The following is a 20,394-nucleotide window of genomic DNA, read 5'->3' as shown; positions in this document are numbered from 1 at the left end:
CCCGCGCGTGATGCGCGACCTTTAGTCCAAGGGCCGTAATCCCGCAAGCAGCAGCGCAGCCGGCGCTTGCGGCGGCGGGCGCGCTTGCCTACCGTCTGCGCGAGATCTGGCACTGCGAAGGGACACGAAATGACCACGTTCAACGATCGCGAGAACGCGTTTGAAAACAAGTTCGCCCATGACGAGGAGATGAAGTTTCGCGCCGAGGCACGACGCAACAAGCTGCTCGGCCTCTGGGCGGCGGAAAAGCTGGGCCTGTCGGGCGACGAAGCGGACGCCTATGCCCGCGAAGTCGTGAAGGCAGATTTCGAGGAAGCAGGTCACGAGGATGTCGTTCGGAAGGTCGCGGGCGATCTTGGCGACAAATCGAACCCCGACGAGATTCGCGCGAAGATGGCCGAATGTCTGGCTCAGGCCAAAGCGCAACTCGTCGAAGAGAACTGAACCGGGTCACGGTTAATAGGGGCCAGGCCGCCCAGGCCCGGCCTCATAATCGTCTTGAACATTATGAATTTGCGTCACCTCGGCGGATCGGGCATCAGCGCGCCATAGATTTCGCGCGACCAAAGGATCCGCATTCATGTCCGACGCACTCTCCGCCCTTCTGCAGGACCGCGACTGGCTTCTCGCCGACGGGGCGACCGGCACGAACCTGTTCAACATGGGGCTCTCTTCCGGGGATGCGCCGGAATTCTGGAACATCGACGAGCCGGAGAAGATCCGCGCGCTTTACCAGGGCGCGGTCGATGCGGGATCGGACCTGTTTCTCACCAACTCCTTCGGCGCGAACGCATCACGTCTGAAGCTGCACGACGCACAGGATCGCGCGCGGGAATTCTCGCGCATCGCGGCGGAGCTGGCCCGAGAGGTCGCGGACAAGGCCGGGCGTCCGGTCGTCGTCGCGGGCTCGGTCGGACCGACGGGCGAGATCATGCAGCCGGTCGGCAGTCTTTCGCACGAAAGCGCGGTCGAGATGTTCCACGAACAGGCCGAAGGTCTGAAGGAGGGCGGCGCCGACGTGCTCTGGGTGGAAACGATCAGCGCGCCCGAGGAGTTCAAGGCCGCCGCCGAGGCCTTCGCGCTCGCAGGCATGCCCTGGTGCGGCACGATGAGCTTCGACACGGCGGGGCGCACGATGATGGGACTGACCTCGCAGGACATGGTCACGCTCGTCGAGGGTCTGCCAAACCCGCCCCTCGCCTTCGGCGCCAATTGCGGTGTCGGCGCATCGGATCTTTTGCGGACCGTGCTCGGCTTCTCCGCCGCAGGACCCGAGCGGCCGGTCATCGCCAAGGGCAATGCAGGAATCCCGCGTTTCGTCGACGGCCATATCCACTACGACGGCACACCCGAGTTGATGGCCGATTACGCGGTCATGGCACGCGATGCGGGCGCCACGATCATCGGCGGGTGCTGCGGCACCATGCCCGACCATCTGCGCCACATGCGCGAGGCGCTGGAGACGCGTCCACGCGGCGAGCGCCCGAGCCTTGAAGAGATTGCCGAGAAGATCGGCGGCTTTTCCTCGGATAGCGACGGCACTGGAGAGGGAGACGGCGAGCCGCGCCGGAGCACCGGACGTCGCCGCCGCCGGGGCTGATGAAGCTAGAACAACGACAATTGATCCCCCGCGCGCGGCGGCGGAGCGAAAAGATCGGTCCGCAGCGGCTGGGTCGGCCGGTCGAGCCCGTGGCGACGTGCCGCGAGCTTGAAGCGGCGCGCGATGATTTCGGCGTAATGCCCCTCGCCGCGCATGCGCTTGTGCCATGTGGACGAATAGACCTTTCCGCCATGCATCTCGCGCAGGCGCGCCATCACGCGGGCGGCGCTGTCCGGGTAATGCACCTCGAGCCAGTCCTGCCAGAGCGGCGCCACTTCGTGCGGCAGGCGCAGCATGATCCAGCTCGCCGCATCCGCACCGGCCTCCGCCCCTGCTTCGAGAATGCGTTCGATCTCGGGATCGGTCAGCGCGGGCACGACCGGAGAAACCATGAGGCGCACGGGAATGCCCGCCTGCGTCAGTCGGCGGATCGCGTGCAGGCGACGCGCTGGAGCCGGCACGCGCGGCTCCATCCGGCGCGCGAGATCGCGGTCGAGCGTCGTCACCGAGATGCCGACCCGCGCCAGACCTTCCGACGCCATGTCCGACAGGATGTCGATGTCTCGCTCGATCAGCGTGCCCTTGGTGACGATGGCGACCGGATGGCGGTGGGCGCGCAGCACCTCGAGGCAGGCGCGCATGATCCCGCGCTCTTTCTCGATCGGCTGATAGGGATCGGTATTCGTGCCGATGGCGATGGGCGCGACCTCGTAGGACTTGGCGCGCAACTCTCGGTCGAGAACCTCTGGCGCACCCGGTCGGGCGACGAGCCGGGTTTCGAAGTCGAGACCGGGCGACAGCCCGAGATAAGCGTGGCTTGGGCGCGCAAAACAGTAGATGCAGCCATGCTCGCAGCCGCGGTAGGGATTGATGCTCCGGTCGAACGGAATGTCGGGCGAGCGGACGTAGTTGACGAGGCTGCGAGGGCTTTCTTCCGAAACCTCGGTGCGGATCTGGCGCACCTCCTCGGCGATGTCCCAGCCATCATGCGAATCTGCGCGCGACAGCCGCTCGAACCGGCCGGTATCCCGGCTGGCGGCTCCGCGGCCTCGTCGCGCATCGGCCTCGATATCGGTTTCGAAACGTCCCATAACGAAAAATTAGAACGGAACGGGAACACTTTCAACCTCGACACGGATTCGAGCGACACAGGCATGAAAGCCGCGTCGGTCGTGGATCGAACCATGTCGCAATCTGGCGATTGTTACGTGGCGAAAAGCCACATAGCTCGCCATCAATGCGGTGCCGCGTTCGCGGCGCCCGAAGGCAAAGGATACCTCCATGTCTGATGAAGAAGACGATCTGATCCTCTCCGAACTGCCCGACGAAGAGCTTGTGCCGCAGATGCACGACGACCTTTACGACGGGCTCAAGGAAGAGATCGAGGAGGGCGTCAACATCCTGCTGGAGCGCGGCTGGGAGCCCTACCGAATTCTCACCGAGGCGCTTGTCGCAGGCATGACCATTGTCGGCCGGGACTTCCGGGACGGCATCCTCTTCGTGCCCGAAGTGCTGCTCGCGGCGAACGCGATGAAGGCCGGGATGGCGATCCTGAAGCCGCTCCTCGCCGAAACCGGCGCGCCCAAGATGGGCAAGATGGTCATCGGCACCGTGAAGGGCGACATCCACGATATCGGCAAGAACCTCGTTTCCATGATGATGGAAGGCGCGGGCTTTGAAGTGGTCGATCTCGGCATCAACAACCCCGTCGAGGAATATCTCGAGGCGCTCGAGCGGGAACAGCCGGACATCCTCGGCATGTCGGCACTGCTGACCACCACGATGCCTTACATGAAGGTCGTGATCGACACGATGAAGGAACAGGGCATCCGCGACGACTACATCGTTCTCGTCGGCGGCGCGCCGCTCAACGAGGAATTCGGGCAGGCCATCGGCGCCGACGGATATTGCCGCGATGCGGCCGTCGCGGTGGACATGGCGAAGGAGTTCATCCAGCGCCGCCACAACCAGCGCGCGGTTGGCTGACCTTAAAGTGACCTTCAGTCGCATAAGGCCCCTGCCATCAAGGTGGGGGCTTTTCCTTTCCGCATATGCGGCCCATATTGATGGCAGGGAAAGGAGCAATCATGCCTGTGACATCCTTCGCACTCACCATCCTGCTGGTCATTGCCGCCGCGGCGCTGACCGTTTGGGCGATGAGCGCCTTCGGACTGCTCGCCGTGATGCCGGTCCTGATCGTCCTCGTCTTGGCCCTGCGTTGGGGGCTGGGCCATGTGCCCTTTGACGACAGCCACACCTGACGACACGCAACTGCGCGATGAAGGGTTCGACACGGCCTCGGGAGGCCGTATCCTTCTTATCGCCTGCGGGGCGCTTGCGCGGGAAATACTCGATCTCAAGGCCCGGAACGGCTGGGACCACATGGATCTGCGCTGCCTTCCGGCGATCCTTCACAATCACCCCGAAAAGATAACTCCAGCCGTCCGCGAAGCCGTCGCGAAAGCGGAGTCCGACTATGCGCGCATCTTCGTGGTCTACGGCGATTGCGGCACCGGCGGGCAGCTTGAGACCGCTTGCGCCGAGATGGGCGTCGAGATGGTGCCCGGCCCGCATTGCTACAGTTTCTTCGAGGGCAACGCGGAATTCGCGGCGCGGGACGAGATCACCGCCTTCTACCTCACCGATTTTCTTGGACGGCAATTCGATGCCTTCGTCTGGAAGCCGCTCGGCCTCGACCGGCATCCGGAGCTGCTCGAGATGTATTTCGGCCATTACGAGAAACTTGTCTATCTCGCGCAGACGGACGATCCCGACTTGACCGAAACGGCGCGGGCCTGCGCGGACCGGCTTGGCCTTGCCTTCGAGCGGCGCGCCACGGGATATGGCGATCTGGGCGCGACGCTCAAGAGCTGGGCCCGCGCCTGAGCCTTACTCCTCGACCGAGATCACCGCGGAGACCGGCACGAGCGCCAGTTCGTTCGCGCGGTCCTGCAGACCCCAGAGCAGCAGCGCGGAGACCGTATCGGCCCTGAGCCGTCCGAGCGCGATCACCGCGCCGTCCTGGCTCGCCCGCATCGCCGCGCGATCGAGGAGCCGCCGTTGCATGGCCGGGTCCTGACCGTCGCCGTCGAAATCCCGGAAGACCGAGCCGGAGGGCACGCCTTCACGCCGCGCGAGCGAGGCGGCGGTGTTGAGCCCCTGCCCTTGCATGACGAGCCCGTGACCTGACGCGGCGAGGTAGTCGGCCACCTGTTCGGTCACATCACGAGATCCCTGCAGCCCGCCGCCCGGCGCTTCGAGAATACCGACCGCTTCGGGCACCGCTCGGAGAGAGGCTTCGAGCGTCACTTCAACGTCGCTTGCGGCAGCGCCATCCGGCACATCGGCCAAGGCCATGACCTCGAACCCGCGCTCGCGATAGCCGCGCATCCGCTCGGCGGCATCCTCGGCGGTCGGGTCAACCGCGAAGGTGACGGCGAAGGGGAACGCTTCGAGCGCTGCGGGTCCAAGAGGTCCGGAACCGTCGTCGATGAGCACGATGGCAAGGCGCGGCGTGCCCTCTTCCACTTGAGCGTCGGCGGCGAACCGGCGCACGGGCGGCGCTTCGCTTGCAGCTTCGCTCGTGTCGCTCTCCTCGTCGGCACCGATGGAGGGCAGGCGCGTGCTGCGTGCCCCGTCCTCGCGATCGGTGAGCGAGGTTGCGGGCGTGCCGATGCTGGGCCGTTCGCTGTCGGGCTCTGGCGGGGTCGGCGCGGCGATGTCGTCTTCGGCCTCGGGCGCGGGTGCGGCATCTTCCGCCGGAGCCTCCTCCGTTTCCGCCGTGTCGGCCTCGTCTGCGTCTGCGGCTGCGGGCTGATCGAGACCGGGCGTCTCCTCGGTCACGTCGGGCGCGGGCGGCTGGGCAGGATCGGTTGAAATCGACGGCTCGCTTTCGACCCCCGGCGCTTCGGGGCTGGAGGTGTCGGGCGCGGCATCGACTGGCTGATCCTCCGACGCCTCGAAGCCCTCGGGCGCGGCATCGGGCGCAGGTGCGTCAAGACCGGCTTCCGCTTCTGCAACTTCCGGCGCCGAGCCGCTTTCGGTCTCGAGGCTCTCGGGAACCGTATCGCCCTCGGTCGGCGCGGCGAGGCCAGCAGTGTCGCCCGTTAGTTCCGGCGCGGCGTCTTCGCCGGGGGCCGCGGTCTCCGATGTGCCCGCCTCGGGCGCAGCGACATCGCCGCTCCCAGCATCATCGACCTGAGGCTCGGGCATCAGCCCCGCCGGAAGCTCTGGATATCCCATATTGAGAGAAATCCCCGCAGCCGCCCCGACCGAAACGATCAGGCCCGTCGCTGCGCCTGCCAGAAATCCGCGTGCCATTGCCTGCCCCTTCGTTCCAGGCCCGCTCGGGCCGTCTGATCGCTGTGGCCTTCTACGAGGAACGGCATACGGCAGCTGGCCGCGCGCCCTTGACCTCCTCGGGCCACTCGGCCCATCTATACGCGATAGAGACCCGCCCGGACCAGCCCCTTGGCACAGTGAAACCGCCGGAAACAGGCCAGAAAATGCTCCTCCTGATCGATAATTACGACAGCTTCACCTACAACCTCGTGCATTATCTCGGGGAACTGGGCAGCGAGGTCGTCGTGCGCCGCAACGATGCACTCAACGTGCAGGAGGCGATGGCGATGAACCCCGCGGGCATCCTTCTGTCGCCCGGCCCCTGCGATCCGGATCAGGCCGGGATCTGTCTTGCGCTGACCCACGCCGCCGCAGAAACCGGAACGCCGCTCATGGGCGTGTGTCTTGGTCATCAGACCATCGGCCAGGCCTTCGGCGGAACCGTGCAGCGGCATTCGGAGATCGTGCACGGCAAGATGGGACGGATCACGCATGAAGGGGGCGGGGTCTTTGCTGGCCTGCCGTCGCCCTTCGAGGCGACGCGCTATCACAGCCTCGTCGTCTCGCGCGACGGACTGCCCGACTGCCTCGAGGTGACGGCATCGCTCGAGGATGGAACGATCATGGGGCTCTCGCACAAGACGCTGCCGATCCACGGGGTGCAGTTCCACCCCGAAAGCATCGCCTCCCAGCATGGTCACAAGCTGCTGAAGAATTTCACCGATCTTCTTCCGGTGCCCGCATGAGCGACGGGATGAAAGCGCTGATCGGCGCCGCCGCCGAGCGTCCGCTGACGCCCGAAGAAGCCGACCGCGCCTTCACGCTTCTCTTCGAGGGCGAGGCGACACCGTCGCAGATCGGCGGGTTCCTCATGGCCTTGCGTACGCGAGGAGAGAGCGTCGCCGAATACACCGCCGCCGCCCGCGTCATGCGCGCCAAGTGCCACAAGGTGACCGCGCCCGAAGGCGCGATGGACATCGTCGGCACTGGTGGCGATGGCAAAGGCACGCTCAACATCTCCACCGCGACGGCCTTCGTTGTCGCTGGCGCGGGGGTGACCGTGGCAAAGCACGGCAACCGGAACCTCTCGTCCAGATCCGGGTCCGCCGATGCCCTGACGCAGATGGGCGTCAACGTGATGGTCGAGGCCGACCGCGTCGGCGCGATCCTGAAGGACGCCGGCATCTGCTTCATGATGGCGCCGATGCACCACCCGGCGATGGCCCATGTCGGTCCGACGCGGATGGAGCTCGGCACCCGCACCATCTTCAATATCCTCGGCCCGCTCACCAACCCGGCGGGGGTGAAACGGCAACTCACAGGTGCATTCTCGCGCGCGATGATCCGGCCGATGGCGGAGACGCTGATGGGCCTTGGCTCTGAAGCGGCCTGGCTTGTCCACGGCGGCGACGGGACGGACGAGCTTTCCATCGCCGGCGAGAGCTATGTCGCCGAGCTGAAAGACGGCGCGATCACCGAGTTCGACATCCATCCCGAAGATGCGGGCCTGTCCGAGCATCCGTTCGAGGCCATTCTGGGCGGTACGCCGGAAGAGAACGGCAAGGCCTTCCGCGCGCTTCTCGACGGTGCGCCCGGCGCGTATCGAGATGCGGTTCTTCTGAACTCCGCAGCCGCGCTTCTCGTCGCGGAGCGCGCGGGCGACCTTCGCGAAGGCGCGGCGATGGCGGCTGAAGCGCTCGATAGCGGCGCAGCGAAGGCGCGGGTTGAGGCGCTGGCGCGGCTGAGCCAAGCGTGAGCGCGCCTGCCATCCCGCGCGACTGGGCGCATCTGGATTTCTTTGCAAAGGACTGGCCCCGGATCGCGGCACAACTCGAGGCGGAGGATCGGCTGATCCTGCCACCGGCTGAGTTGCGCTTCGCAGCGCTGGAGGAGAGCCCGCCAGAGAGCATCCGCGCCGTGATCCTCGGGCAAGATCCCTATCCGACCCCGGGCCACGCCAACGGGCTGGCATTTTCGGTGACGGCTGGCACGCGCCCCCTGCCCCGCTCACTTCGCAACATTTTCAAAGAGTTGGAGGGCGACCTTGGTGTGCGGCGAGACGAGGGAGACCTTTCAGGGTGGGCTGAAGAAGGCGTCCTCCTTCTCAACACCGCGCTGTCGGTCCCTGCAGGCGACGCGGGCGGGCACCGGAGGCTCGGCTGGCAGCGGCTGACTGAAGAGATCCTCACGCGGCTCTCGGATCGGCCCCGCGCCTTCGTGCTCTGGGGCGCGCAAGCACAGGCATTCCAGCCCTTCATTCGCGGCTCGGACCACCTTATCCTGACCGCGCCGCATCCCTCGCCACTTTCGGCGCGTCGGGGCTTTTTCGGCTCGCGGCCCTTTTCGCGGATCAACGCTTGGCTTACGTCACGAGGCGAACCCGAAATCAACTGGACGAGGACATGACAGAGACCATTCTGGACAAGATCAAGGCCTACAAGCTTCAGGAGATCGCCGCCGACAAGGCGACCATGCCGCTCGACCTCGTCGAGGAAGCGGCGAAGAACGCCTCCGAGCTGCGCCCCTTCGCAGAAAGCCTCAGGACCGCGCAGGGCGCTGGCTACGGGCTCATTGCGGAGGTGAAGAAGGCCTCGCCGTCCAAGGGTCTCATCCGCGACGATTTCGATCCAGCCGCGCTGGCCGAAGCCTATGAACGCGGCGGCGCGACGTGCCTCTCGGTCCTGACCGACATGCCGAGCTTCAAAGGCGCAAAGCCCTATCTCAGCCAGGCGCGGAACGCGACCCGCCTGCCCGCTCTGCGCAAGGACTTCATCTACGATCCGTACCAGGTGGTCGAAGCGCGCTCGCTGCACGCCGATTGCATTCTTCTGATCATGGCCTCGCTTGAGGATGGCCAGGCCGCCGAGCTCGAGGCCGTCGCGCTGGATTGGGGCATGGACGTCCTGATCGAAGTGCATAACGAGGACGAGCTGGACCGCGCGCTGCGCCTCAAGTCACGGCTCATCGGCGTGAACAACCGCGATCTGCACACGTTCGAGACATCGCTCGAGACGACGCGCCGGCTCGCCAAGGCGATGCCTGAGGATGCGCTGGTCGTCTCGGAATCGGGGCTGTCCACGCCCGCTCACCTCGCCGAAATGGCAGAGGCGGGCGTGCGCTCCTTCCTCGTGGGCGAGAGCCTGATGCGCGAAGACAATGTGGAGGCAGCCACCGCGCGCCTTCTTGCGGATCCGGTGGCCTGAGCGATGTCAGGCGGGCTCACGCATTTTGACGCCAAGGGCGACGCGCATATGGTCGATGTCTCGGACAAGGCGACGACGGCGCGCATCGCGGTAGCGCGCGGCTGGGTCCGCATGGCCCCCGAAACCTTTGAGATGATCACCGAAGGGCGCGCCAAGAAGGGCGACGTGATCGGGGTTGCACGGCTTGCCGGGATCATGGGCGCGAAGAAGACGCCCGAGCTGATCCCGCTCTGCCATCCCTTGCCGATCACCAAGGTGTCGGTCGAGATCTCGCCGGACGCGGATCTGCCCGGCCTCAGGATCGAGGCTACGGTCAAGACCACTGGCCAGACCGGCGTGGAAATGGAGGCGCTGACCGCCGTGTCGACCGCCGCGCTGACGATCTACGACATGGTCAAGGCGGTCGACAAAGGCATGGAGATCGGCGGCGTGCATGTCGCCCTCAAGGATGGCGGCAAATCGGGCCGCTACGAGGCACCGTGATCTCCGTCGCGGCGGCGCTTGAAGCGCTGTTCGAGCTGACCCCGCGCTCGGCCGCAGAGACCGTATCCTTGCGGGAGGCGGCGGGCCGCGTGCTGGCGCAGGATGTCGTGGCGACGCGGGATCAGCCGCCCTTTCCCGCGTCGGCAATGGATGGATACGCAACAGCCGAGGGCGAGAGCGGCACGGTATTGCGTGTTGTCGGAGAGGCAGCGGCCGGCCATCGTTTCGCGCGCGCGCTTTTCGCCGGCGAAGCGGTGCGGATCTTTACCGGCGCGCCCGTGCCTGATGGCGCGGATCGCGTCGTGATCCAGGAGGACGTCGAGCGCGACGGCGACGAGATCCGCATCACCGAGACCTCCCCGCCCGGATCTCATATCCGGCCGTCCGGCACGGATTTCCTGGCTGGCGCGCGGCTCACCGCACCGCGCCGGCTCTCCCCGAGCGATATCGCGCTTCTGGCCTCGATGAACGTCGCCGCTCCGGTGGTCGCCCGGAAACCCCGCGTGGCCATCATCGCGACAGGCGACGAGCTTGTTAGCCCCGGAGAGATGCCTGGCACCGACCAGATCATCGCGTCGAACACTTACGGCTTGGCTGCGCTGTTCGAGGCAGAAGGTGCAGAGGTTCGGCTCCTGCCCATCGCTCGGGATACGCGCGCGGCGCTTGGCGCCGTGCTGGACCTTGTGGGTGATGCGGACCTTGTGATCACCGTTGGCGGCGCTTCGGTCGGCGATCATGACCTCGTTGCGGCGGTGTCGGGCGAAGCCGGTCTCGAGCGCGCATTCTACAAGGTCGCTATGCGCCCGGGAAAACCACTGATGGCTGGGCGGCTTGGCGCGGCGATGATGATCGGGCTTCCGGGTAATCCGGTCTCCGCGATGGTGTGTGGCCATGTCTTCGTCGCGCCGGTTCTTCGCGCCATGCAGGGACTGCCTGCCGCGCCCGCGCCCCGGATCACGCTGCCGATCTCAGAGGCGATTGAAGCCAACGGCCCGCGCGAGCATTACATGCGCGCGAAAATCAGCGCGGATGGGGTACGCGTCCTTGAGCGGCAGGATTCCAGCCTTCTTTCGGTGCTGAGCCAGGCCGATGCCCTGGTCATTCGACCGCCACATGATCCTGCGCGCAACGCGGGTTCCGAGGTTGACGTGCTGCACATCGGCTGACCCGGTGTTAAGCGCGCTTGGCTGCAGCCATCGCTAATCCGCACGTCGGTCGGCAAGCATCACGGCCACGGACTCAGCAAGCGCTTTCAGCGAAAACGGCTTTTGCAGGAAGGCAGAATTCTCGAGCGCACCCGACGCGCGGTGCAGCGCATCCTCGGCATAGCCCGACACGAAGACGACCGGGAGTGTAGGCCGTGTCTCGCGCGCCTTCTCGATCCAGGTCGGACCATCGAGACCCGGCATGAGAACGTCCGAGACGACGAGATCGACCATAAACGAGGGATCCTGAAGCAATTCGAGCGCGGCGGCCGCATGTTCCGCCTCGATCACTGTATAGCCGCTAAGCGTCAGCGCGCGGCTGGCGAAGGCCCTGACCGGCGCTTCATCCTCGACAAGAAGTATGACGCCGCCCGTCGGCTGCGCGAATTTGGATGTTTGCAGCGGATCCGGCTCGACAATCTCGGCGTGCTCGCCCTCGAAGGCAGGCAAGTAGAGCGTGAAGGTCGTCCCGATCCCCTCTTCCGAATCTGCGAAGATGAACCCGCCCGTCTGCTTGACGATGCCGTAGGCGGTCGAGAGGCCAAGACCCGTGCCTTTCCCGAGGCTTTTGGTCGTATAGAACGGCTCGAAGATCTTGCCGAGCTTGTCCTCCGCGATACCGCAGCCGCGATCGCTGACCCGGATCACGGCGTAGCGACCCTCGGGCACTGTTGCGCCATCGCGTCGCAGCGGTGCCTCCAGGTAAAGCTCCTCGGTTGAGACGACGATATCGCCGCCAGCTTCCATTGCGTCACGCGCATTGACGACGAGGTTCATGATGACCTGTTCGAGCTTGCGCCGGTCGCCCCGGACGGGCGGCAGAAGAGGATCGTGTAAAAGGATGAGCTGCAGGTTCTCGCCAACCAGCCGGTTGAGCAGATGCGCGAGATCGGCCAGAAGCTCACGCAGATCCAGCATCGTCGGGCGTAGGGTCTGCTTGCGCGAGAACGCCAGAAGCTGCCCTACAAGGCCCGCCGCGCGATTGGTGTTCTCGTCGATTTGCACGAGGTCCGCGTAATCCGGATCGCCCGGATCATGACGCATCAGCATCAACTCGCAATGCCCTGAAATCGCGGTGAGAACATTGTTGAAATCATGTGCGATACCACCGGCGAGTTCCCCGATGGCCTGCATTTTCTGGCTTTGGTTGAACTGCGCCTCGAGCGACTTGAACTCCGTCGCATCGTGCATGACGGCGATCAGTATGGTGCGACGATCTTCCACGACGCGGCTGAGCGTGACTTGCACGAAGGCTTCACGATCCTCGCGCGTCAGCCTCAGAAACTCTGCCTTGGGCACGCCGGCGTTTTTCGCGGCTTCCGCCAGCCAATCCGGGATGGCACGGCCAAGCCCCTCCATGTAGCGGGCGAGCGGCGTGTCGTCGACGTCGTCATGTCCGAGCAGCGCGCGCGCGGCTTCGGTCGCGGAGATGATCGTGCCGTCCTGCCGCAGTTTCAGCATCGCAACGGGCACGTTCTCCGAGCGATCCGCGGAGATGCTTGACGCCTCCTCGATCTCGAGGAGCGCGATCTCGCGGCGGCCCGGCGCCTCGTTGAGAATCGAGACCTGCATATCGCGCGGCCCGTCCCGCGTCTTGATGCGATAGATCCGGTCCACGTCGATCGGCGGATCCGCCACGAGCTGACCGGTATTGCGAGGCCGCTGTCCGATCAGGTCCCGCGCTGCACGGTTCATCGACAGGATCGCGCCGCGCCGGCCGACAGACAGGATTGGCACGCTTGTATTCGACATGGGAAGCGGATCGAACCGCCAAAGAAGGCGAGGTCCGATGACACGCGCGGACACGATGTAGCTCATATCCTGGGCATCGAGCCGCGCGACATCGCGGCCTTTGGCATCCGCCGCGGCGATCATGGTATCGACGTCGAAAGGGCCAGCCGCCACGGCGATGACGTCGCGCAGCGGAATTTCGGGAATGGCCGCCATCGTTTCTCGGGCCACCCGGTTGGCCAACACGATCCGCCCGCGCTTATCGGTCAGCAGGCAGGCAACCGGATCCTCGGCTATGAACGCGACAAGGCGGGCCTCGGGCGACAATGCACCTCGATGCCGGTAGATCCACAGGAGAAGCGCGGGGATCGCGGGTGCCCATAGCCAGAAAGGCGCGGGCATCGCAGCAGTCGTCAGCGCAAGCGCCGAGCCCGCGACGATCAGAGACGCCGCCGCAAGGAGCAACCAGGTGTCCCGATGCGAGAGGGCCCGCCCGCTGCCGACCATGAGACCCTTCCAAAACGAGTAACGTCCCGATCAGACTCGCAGAAATGCGTTAACAAATACTAAACAGGCCGGTGGATCTTCGCAGTTTACGCGGCGCGGCGCAGGATAGCGTAATAGAAGCCATCGCCGTCCTCATCCGGCAGAACCTGCTGTGAGGACAGCAAGCCAAAGTCCTGATTTTCGGACAGAAACCAGGAAACGATCTGGTCGTTCTCGGCACTCATGACCGAGCATGTCGCATATACCAGGATACCTTCGCCGCTCAGCATCGGTGCAACGTCCGACAAAATCTCACGCTGCACATTCCTCAAATCGGCCAAGTCTTCCTTGTCGAAACGCCATTTTGCTTCCGGTGCGCGCCGCCAAGTGCCGCTGCCCGAACAGGGCACGTCGCAAAGGATGAGATCGAACGGCCCCTTTGGCCGCGCGACGATCCGGATGTCCGCCGCAGCCCGCTCTGCACGGCCCGGCAAATCACGCATCCGCTTTTTGTCAGAATCGTGTGCCCAGACAGGTCCGCCGCCAAGTCTCGCCGCCAAAGCCAGGCTCTTGCCGCCGCCTCCGGCGCAGTAATCCAGAACGCGCATGCCCACACTTAGCGGCAACGCCTCGATCGCCGCTTGGCTGGCGGCGTCCTGCAATTCGACAAGTCCATCGCGATAGGCGCGTGACTGCGCGACACGCCGCGCGCCCTCGGTGACCGTCAGCGCCAGATCCGCCCGCGGATTTGCGCGGGTCTCAATACCGTCTTCAGCAAGAACTTCACGCGCTACGTTAGGATCACCCATCAAGCCGTTGATCCGCAGGGTTATTGGCGCGCGGCACCTCAAGGTCTGGGCGATCTCCGCTGCTTTTGCCGGACCGTGATCGTCCAAAAAGGCACCCCAGATCCAGTCCGGTACATCCCGAACCGCCTCCTCCGAAAGCTCGGCAGAGCCCCCCTCATCCTCAGCCAGACACGCGGGCGCGTGCCCCTCGCCAGTGAACAGCTCTGCCGGGTCCTTGCCCTGAAGCAACAGCACACCGAGCATTCGGTGTCGGCCGGACTCGCCGCCGCCGCGCTCTGCCGCGGAGCGCCACATCCGCAGCGCGTCGAAAACGTGATCGCGCACGGCGGCCCGGTCTTTCGACCCGGCATAGCGCGCGCCGCGCGCCCAGCGGGTCAGCGCCTGCTCCGTCGCCATTCCGGCGCGCACCTTGTCGATCACCTCGATCGCGGCCTGAACTCGGGCTCCCGGAGTCACGCGCGCCCTGCTCAGCCGATCCGGTAATTCGGACTTTCGCGGGTAATCGCCACGTCGTGGACGTGACTCTCGCGCAGACCGGCATTGGTGATCCGCACGAACCTGCAGCCCTTTCGCATGTCAGCGACCGTCGCGTTGCCGGTATAGCCCATCGCCGCGCGGAGGCCGCCCACGAGCTGGTGCAGGACCGTGCCGGCGCCGCCCTTATAGGGCACCTGCCCTTCGATCCCTTCCGGCACGAGCTTGTCGGTCGCGGCATCCTTCTGGAAATACCGATCCGCCGAACCCCGCGCCATCGCGCCCATCGAGCCCATGCCGCGATAGGCCTTGAAGCTGCGGCCCTGGTAGAGAATGACTTCGCCGGGGCTCTCGTCGGTGCCCGCCAGCATCGAGCCGACCATCGCACAAGAGGCACCCGCCGCGATGGCCTTGGCGAAATCGCCCGAGAACTTGATGCCGCCATCGGCGATGACCGGCACATCGCCCGCCGCTTCGGCGCATTCCATGACCGCGGTCAGCTGCGGCACACCCACACCCGCAACCATACGCGTCGTACAGATCGAGCCTGGCCCGATACCGACTTTCACCGCGTCCGCGCCCGCATCTATGAGCGCGCGCGTCGCCTCGCCCGTCGCGACGTTCCCCGCGATGACCTGGACCTCGTTCGACAACATCTTCGCGCGCCGCACCGCGTCGATCACGCCCTTGCTGTGACCATGGGCGGTATCGATCACGACGATATCGACCTCGGCATCGACCAGCGCTTCGGTGCGCTCGAACCCGCTATCGCCGACGGATGTGGCCGCCGCGACCCGTAGCCGGCCCAGCGAGTCCTTGCAGGCTGTCGGGTTCACCACCGATTGCTCGGTATCCTTCAGAGTCAGCAGCCCGGTCAGCTTGCCCGAGGCGTCGGTCACCAGAAGCTTCTCGATCCGGCGCGCCTTCATCAGGTCGATCGCTTCCTGCCGGTCGGCAGGCTCGCGCAGGATGGCGAGCCGCTCGGAGGTCATCATCGCGTGAACCGGCGTGTCGTCACGCTCGGCGAAACGCATGTCGCGGTTGGTGACGATGCCGACGACGCGGTGTGCGTCGTCGACGACCGGGAAACCGGTGAAACCGTAGCGGTCGCGCAGCGCCTTGGCGTCGCCGAGCGTCTGGTGCGGGCGCAGCGTCACCGGGTTGTAAACGATGCCGGATTCGAAGCGCTTCACCCGCCGCACTTCGCGGGATTGCTCTTCCACGCTGAGATTCTTGTGCACGACGCCGATCCCGCCGGCCTGAGCCATGGTGATCGCCATCGCGCTTTCGGTCACGGTATCCATGGCCGAACTCAGAAGCGGAATGTTCAGCGCGATAGACCGCGTGACCCAGGTGCGGGTATCTGCGGTCGAAGGCAGAACCTCGCTTGCGCCGGGCAGCAGAAGGACGTCGTCGAAGGTGAGAGCCTCGCGAATCTCCATGAGCGGACCTTTCCGGTGGGAGCCTCGTTTGGCGCTTCCCTATTGCATGCAACGCCCCGGTTGGAAAGGCCCGCTCCGCATTTTTCGATCTCCCGAGCGGGGCGGCTGGACAAGGCGCCGACCCCACCTCTTTGGGTTGGCGAAAATACCGGGGGTGAATTGGCGGCCCTGCCGCCAAGAGGGGCAAAGCCCCTGCCCAAAAAAGAAATGCCCCGCGCGACGGCGGGGCATCTCAAGACCGCTTCTGAACCGAATTACCGGCTCGCGCTCAGCAACGGTGTGATCCGGCGCACTGCAGCGCGGCGGTTCTGGATCTCGCTTTCTTCGGTTTGAACCAGAAGATCGCTCTCACCATAGCCCTGGATGACCAGGTTCTCCGGCGGCACGTCGAAATACTCGGTCAGCGCGAGCGCCACCGATTCCGCACGGCGGTCGGACAGCGCGAGGTTGTAGCTTGCGGAGCCGACGGCATCCGTATGTCCTTCGATGAGGAACACCTCGCCCGGGTTTTCCGCGATAAGCTGGCTGATCGCGTTGCCCAGCGCCGAGAGTTCCTGCGCCTCCGCTTCCTGGATCACGGCAGAGCCGGTCGCGAAGTTGATCGTGTCGACATTGACCTCGGGCACAAGCTTTCGGACGGGATCGATGTTGCGGATCTGGTTGAGCGAGAAGCTCCGGTCGACGTTCTGGGCCTCGACCGCGGCAAGCGCGCTGGCCAGCTGATCCTGATCGACATCACGGAAGTTCGTGACGCGGCGATCCGTTGTTTGCGGCAGCTCCTGCAGGTTGACCTGCTGGACCTCACGCGTGTCATCGAAGAGCACCACGCTGTCACCATTGGGCGTCGTTCGCACGCGACGCAGAACGCGGCCATCGCGCGAGCGGATCGTCTCGATCGTGGAGCCGTCGCCACGTGTCACAACCGTTCGCGTCGAGCCGTCGTCGAAGCGATACGTGGTCACGTCATTGCCCGGCTGGCGCAGCAGCGCGTCGTCGTTACGCAGGACACGATACTGACCATCCCGCTCGACGACCACGCGGTCTCCGGTGTTGGAGACGACCTGCTCGTTCGGGCGCAGAAGATCGCCCACTGCAAGCGCGCCGAGACCGAGAAGGCCCGCAGCGGCACCGCGCAGAGCATCGTCGTTGCGCTCGTCCTCGTCGTCGTCATCATCCTCGGAGCGCGCAGCGTTTTCCGCGCCTTGCTGGATCGAAGTGTCGAATTCCTCATTCGAGGAACGCGCCGTCTCGTCCGTCACGGTCTCTTCGACGACTTCGGCGCCTTCGGTGTCGCCCGATGCGGCCGCTGCAGCCGCGGCTTCGGCATCGTCCTCGGAGACAGCGTCGGCGCTGGCCTGCGGATCGGCGGCCTCACCGTCGGTATCGGCCGTCACTTCCGCAGATTCGGCCTCTTCTGCCTCGTCGGTCGGCTCGGCATCCGTGGTCTGAGCCGGTTCGTCGTCCGACGCTCCGTCCGTCGGCTCTGACACGGCGCTGTCCGTGGGCTCGGTCTCCGTTGCTTCGTCCGTGGGCTCCGCGTCTGCCGCGTTGTCCATCGTCTCTGTATCCATAGGTTCCGCGTCAGCCGCATCTTCCGTCGGCTCGGCGGCAGCCCCATCATCCGTCGGCTCGGCATCCGCCGAATTGTCTGTCGGCTGTGCGTCAGTAGGCTCATCCGTCGATGCGGCATCTGCAGCGCTGTCCATCGGCTCTGCGTCGGCGGGCTCGTCCGCAGGCTCCGTATCGGCGGTCTCCTCTACGGGCTCTGCATCGGGGGCTTCATCCATCGGTTCCGCATCGGCGGGCTCTTCCACAGGCCCACTTTCCGCGGCCTGATCGGTAGGCTCGGCGTCGTCCGTTGGCTCCATCTCTTCGGTGGGCGCCGCGTCTGCCGCATCCGCGGGCTCTCCGGCTGCCGCGGGCTCGGAAGCCGTTTCGGGCTCCGCAGGCTGGGCAGGCTCTGCAGGTTCAGACGCATCGACTGCGCTGTCTTCCGGCGCAGCCTCAGCTTCTGCCTCGGCATTCGCGTCCGCCCCCGCTTCGGCTTCGGCTTCGGCTTCGGCATTGGACTCGACCTCGGCGCGGAGACGCTGCAGTTCCTGCTCGATCTGGGCAACGACGGCCGGCTCCGCCTGAACCTCGGGCGTATCGAGCGCTGCTTCCAGCTCCGCGATCGCCTGTTCCGGCGGCAGCCCGTCGATGCCAAGATCGAGGCTCTGCGCCGTCACCGCTGCCGGCATGGCGAGGCTCGCACTCAGCACCAGCGCCGTGGTGGTCTTCAGAAAACGATGTGTCACGTAAGTGTCTCCTTTCCCTAGTCCGTCTTGGGTGGACGGACGATTGGAATGAGAACGCCCGGCACTGCATCCGGGTTGCGTGTCGTGCATGGTTCGGCGGAAACCCGCTAGTGCAGATCAGGTCCGATCAGCCCTGGATCACTTGCATGAGGCGCGTCTTCTCTCCCGGATCGTCGGGCTGCGAAATCGCGAGGGCCAGCTGTTCGAGCGTCTGGATCGAATGGCCCGCGCGAAAGCTGTCTACATGCGGCAGCATCGCGCGGATGCCCTTGGCCTTGGGCGCGAACCCGTCCCAACGCAGAAGCGGATTCAGCCAAATGAGACGCCGCGCCGAAAGGTGCAACCGCTCCATCTCGCGGGCGAGCCCTTCTTCGGGATCACGGTCGAGCCCGTCTGTGATCAGAAGCACCACCGCCCCCTGCCCCATGACCCGCCGAGACCAGTCGCGATTGAAGCAGTGCAGGCATTGCCCGATCCGGGTGCCGCCTTCCCAATCCTGCGCCTCCGCGCCCGCAGCCTTGAGCGCCTGATCGACATCACGGGTCGCAAGATGCCGCGTGATGTTTGTCAGGCGCGTGCCGAAGGTGAAAGCATGAACCTTCGCCCAGCCATCGCCTTTTTCGTTCGCGACGGCGTGGAGGAAATGCAGGACCATCCGGCTGTACTGGCTCATCGAGCCCGAAATATCGCAAAGGACGACCAGGTTCGGCCAGCGCGGCCGGGCTTTGGTTCGGGCAAAACCGCGAATTTCGCCGCCCTGCCGCATCGCATTGCGCATGGTCCTGGCCCAGTCGGGCTGCCGTCCGCTCCGCGCGGCCATCCGGCGGCGCGACAGGATCGGCTTTACCGGAAGGCGCAAGCGGGCAAGCATGCGCTTGGCTTCGGCGATCTCGGCGGTGGACATCTGTTCGAAGTCGAGGCTTCGCAGGCGCTCCTCCTCGCTCATGGTCTGCGAGGCATCGATCTCTATGGGCAGCTCTTCCTCTTCGGGCTCCGGCTGGTCGGGCAGATCGGGCGCGGTTCCGTCAAGGAGCGCTTCGGCGGCGCGCTTTTCGGCGGCCTGCGCGGCCTTTTCTTCCTGCACGCCGCGCACGGCCGGCAGCATCATCGACATCATGTGCTCGAGGTATCGCGGATCACGCCAATACAGCCGGAAAATCTGGTGGAAGACCGCGCGATGCTCGGGCCGCGAGACGAAACAGGCATGCAGCGTCCAGTAGAAGTCGCTTCGCTCGGTAAAGCCTGCCGCCTCCACCGCCCGGATCGCGTCAATCACCCGGCCCGGCCCCACCGGCAACCCGGCTTTCCTGAGCGCCCGCGCGAAATGCACCACGTTCTGCGCGAGCTTGGGGTTCTCGGGGATCTCTATCGGGGCGTATTCAGGCATCAGGCCAGCTGCGCCCGCGCCTCGTCGAGAAGGCGCTTAGCCTCGGAGCCCTCGATCCGCTGGATGTCGTCCTGGTATTTCAGGATCGCGCCCAGAGTGTCGGCGATCACCTCGGGCGAGAGGTCCACCACGTCGAGCGCCAGAAGGCACTTGGCCCAGTCGATCGTCTCGGCAACGCCGGGCTTCTTGAAAATATCCTCGGTCCGGAGACGCTGGACGAAGGCAACAACTTCGCGGCTCAATGTTTCGGAGGCTTCGGGCGCACGGGCCGACAGAATCTCGATCTCGCGCTCGAAATTGGGGTAATCGACCCAGTGGTATAGGCACCGCCGCTTGAGCGCGTCATGCACTTCGCGCGTCCGGTTCGACGTCAGGATCACGATGGGCGGCTCGGGCGCGGCAATGGTGCCGAGCTCGGGAATGGTCACCTGAAAATCCGAGAGCGCCTCGAGCAGGAACGCCTCGAACGGCTCGTCGGTGCGGTCGAGCTCGTCGATCAGAAGGATCGGCGCGCCGTTCTCATCGGGCCGCATCGCCTCCAGCAGCGGACGCTCGATCAGGAAGTCCGGCCCGAAAAGCTCGCGCTGCAGCGCGTCGCGGTCGGCTTTCCCCTCGGCCTCCGCGGTGCGGATCGCGATCATCTGCGCGGGGAAGTTCCACTCGTAGACCGCCGACGAGGCATCGAGACCCTCGTAGCATTGCAGCCGGATGAGCCGCCGGCCCAGCGCCGCCGACAGGGCCTTGGCGATCTCGGTCTTACCGACGCCCGCTTCGCCCTCGAGAAAGAGCGGCCGACCGAGCTTCAGCGCCAGGAACACGACCGTGGCGAGTGACCGGCCGCAGACATAGCCGGTATCTGCCAGCAGGCTCTGCACCTCGTCGATGGAATTGGCTTCTCGCATGTCGCCTCCCTTGATGCGGTGTTGCAGGCCAGAG

Annotated in this window: 19 protein-coding genes; 11 read left to right on the top strand and 8 right to left on the bottom strand. The window is 65.5% G+C overall.

Annotated elements, in window-relative coordinates; genetic code table 11:
• Nucleotides 1-129: 129 nt before the first annotated feature.
• Complete coding sequence (locus BM171_RS12090; RefSeq protein ID WP_093012538.1) at nt 130-444, top strand: DUF1476 domain-containing protein; 315 nt, start codon at nt 130-132, stop codon at nt 442-444.
• Between the two features lie 136 nt (nt 445-580).
• On the top strand, nt 581-1,600 hold the full coding sequence (bmt, locus tag BM171_RS12085) for a betaine--homocysteine S-methyltransferase (RefSeq protein WP_093012535.1): 1,020 nt from the start codon (nt 581-583) through the stop codon (nt 1,598-1,600).
• Nucleotides 1,601-1,605: 5 nt separating this feature from the next.
• Here bmt and BM171_RS12080 read toward each other — a convergent pair whose 3' ends face one another.
• Nucleotides 1,606-2,691: a PA0069 family radical SAM protein gene (locus BM171_RS12080; protein WP_093012532.1), complete on the bottom strand. Its 1,086-nt coding sequence runs from the start codon at nt 2,689-2,691 to the stop codon at nt 1,606-1,608.
• 190 nt (nt 2,692-2,881) lie between these two features.
• Here BM171_RS12080 and BM171_RS12075 point away from each other — a divergent pair, with 190 nt between their 5' ends.
• The 3 genes from BM171_RS12075 (at nt 2,882) to BM171_RS12070 (ending at nt 4,486) form a co-directional block, all read left to right on the top strand.
• Nucleotides 2,882-3,586: a corrinoid protein gene (locus BM171_RS12075; protein ID WP_093012529.1), complete on the top strand. Its 705-nt coding sequence runs from the start codon at nt 2,882-2,884 to the stop codon at nt 3,584-3,586.
• Nucleotides 3,587-3,687: 101 nt separating this feature from the next.
• Nucleotides 3,688-3,861: a hypothetical protein gene (locus BM171_RS18935; protein ID WP_172974967.1), complete on the top strand. Its 174-nt coding sequence runs from the start codon at nt 3,688-3,690 to the stop codon at nt 3,859-3,861.
• The gene (locus BM171_RS12070; RefSeq protein ID WP_093012526.1) at nt 3,833-4,486 is read left to right on the top strand and encodes a DUF1638 domain-containing protein; all 654 of its coding nucleotides are present in this window, start codon (nt 3,833-3,835) and stop codon (nt 4,484-4,486) included. Before BM171_RS18935 ends, BM171_RS12070 begins: the two co-directional genes overlap by 29 nt.
• A gap of 3 nt (nt 4,487-4,489) precedes the next feature.
• Here the strand turns inward: BM171_RS12070 and BM171_RS12065 are convergent, their stop codons facing one another.
• Nucleotides 4,490-5,920 carry a divergent polysaccharide deacteylase family protein gene (locus BM171_RS12065; protein ID WP_093012523.1) on the bottom strand — a complete coding sequence of 477 codons (1,431 nt, stop codon included), beginning with the start codon at nt 5,918-5,920 and terminating at the stop codon, nt 4,490-4,492.
• A gap of 185 nt (nt 5,921-6,105) precedes the next feature.
• Here BM171_RS12065 and BM171_RS12060 point away from each other — a divergent pair, with 185 nt between their 5' ends.
• From BM171_RS12060 to BM171_RS12035, 6 genes are read left to right on the top strand one after another with little or no spacing between them, the layout of a single operon-like run.
• On the top strand, nt 6,106-6,687 hold the full coding sequence (locus tag BM171_RS12060) for an anthranilate synthase component II (RefSeq protein ID WP_093012520.1): 582 nt from the start codon (nt 6,106-6,108) through the stop codon (nt 6,685-6,687).
• Nucleotides 6,684-7,697: an anthranilate phosphoribosyltransferase gene (gene trpD, locus BM171_RS12055; RefSeq protein ID WP_093012517.1), complete on the top strand. Its 1,014-nt coding sequence runs from the start codon at nt 6,684-6,686 to the stop codon at nt 7,695-7,697. The genes BM171_RS12060 and trpD overlap by 4 nt, the downstream gene beginning before the upstream one ends.
• A complete protein-coding gene (locus tag BM171_RS12050) occupies nt 7,694-8,347 on the top strand; it encodes a uracil-DNA glycosylase (RefSeq protein WP_093012515.1) in 654 nt (217 codons plus the stop codon). Before trpD ends, BM171_RS12050 begins: the two co-directional genes overlap by 4 nt.
• Nucleotides 8,344-9,144: an indole-3-glycerol phosphate synthase TrpC gene (trpC, locus tag BM171_RS12045; protein ID WP_093012512.1), complete on the top strand. Its 801-nt coding sequence runs from the start codon at nt 8,344-8,346 to the stop codon at nt 9,142-9,144. The genes BM171_RS12050 and trpC overlap by 4 nt, the downstream gene beginning before the upstream one ends.
• 3 nt (nt 9,145-9,147) lie before the next feature.
• Entirely contained in the window at nt 9,148-9,627 is a 480-nt protein-coding gene (gene moaC / locus BM171_RS12040; RefSeq protein WP_093012509.1) for a cyclic pyranopterin monophosphate synthase MoaC, read from the top strand.
• Nucleotides 9,624-10,793: a molybdopterin molybdotransferase MoeA gene (locus BM171_RS12035; protein ID WP_093012506.1), complete on the top strand. Its 1,170-nt coding sequence runs from the start codon at nt 9,624-9,626 to the stop codon at nt 10,791-10,793. Before moaC ends, BM171_RS12035 begins: the two co-directional genes overlap by 4 nt.
• 33 nt (nt 10,794-10,826) lie before the next feature.
• Here the strand turns inward: BM171_RS12035 and BM171_RS12030 are convergent, their stop codons facing one another.
• From BM171_RS12030 to BM171_RS12005, 6 genes are all read right to left on the bottom strand, one after another.
• Nucleotides 10,827-13,028 (bottom strand): PAS domain-containing hybrid sensor histidine kinase/response regulator, encoded by a 2,202-nt coding sequence (locus BM171_RS12030; RefSeq protein WP_245760251.1) that lies wholly within the window; start codon nt 13,026-13,028, stop codon nt 10,827-10,829.
• A 128-nt stretch (nt 13,029-13,156) separates the two neighbouring features.
• Entirely contained in the window at nt 13,157-14,101 is a 945-nt protein-coding gene (locus BM171_RS12025; RefSeq protein ID WP_342741993.1) for an RsmB/NOP family class I SAM-dependent RNA methyltransferase, read from the bottom strand.
• 224 nt (nt 14,102-14,325) lie between these two features.
• Nucleotides 14,326-15,774 (bottom strand): IMP dehydrogenase, encoded by a 1,449-nt coding sequence (gene guaB / locus BM171_RS12020; RefSeq protein WP_093012497.1) that lies wholly within the window; start codon nt 15,772-15,774, stop codon nt 14,326-14,328.
• Between the two features lie 254 nt (nt 15,775-16,028).
• Nucleotides 16,029-18,071, bottom strand: coding sequence for an OmpA family protein (locus BM171_RS12015; RefSeq protein WP_245760250.1), 2,043 nt, complete (start codon nt 18,069-18,071; stop codon nt 16,029-16,031).
• A gap of 127 nt (nt 18,072-18,198) precedes the next feature.
• A complete protein-coding gene (locus BM171_RS12010) occupies nt 18,199-19,458 on the bottom strand; it encodes a vWA domain-containing protein (protein ID WP_093012494.1) in 1,260 nt (419 codons plus the stop codon).
• On the bottom strand, nt 19,458-20,360 hold the full coding sequence (locus tag BM171_RS12005; protein ID WP_093012491.1) for an AAA family ATPase: 903 nt from the start codon (nt 20,358-20,360) through the stop codon (nt 19,458-19,460). The genes BM171_RS12010 and BM171_RS12005 overlap by 1 nt, the downstream gene beginning before the upstream one ends.
• Nucleotides 20,361-20,394 lie beyond the last annotated feature (34 nt).

Source organism: Roseivivax halotolerans (assembly GCF_900115815.1).
GTDB classification, from domain to species: Bacteria; Pseudomonadota; Alphaproteobacteria; order Rhodobacterales; family Rhodobacteraceae; genus Roseivivax; species Roseivivax halotolerans.
The sequence above is the reverse complement of the archived record's forward strand: the minus strand, read 5'-3'. Positions and strand labels throughout refer to the sequence as shown.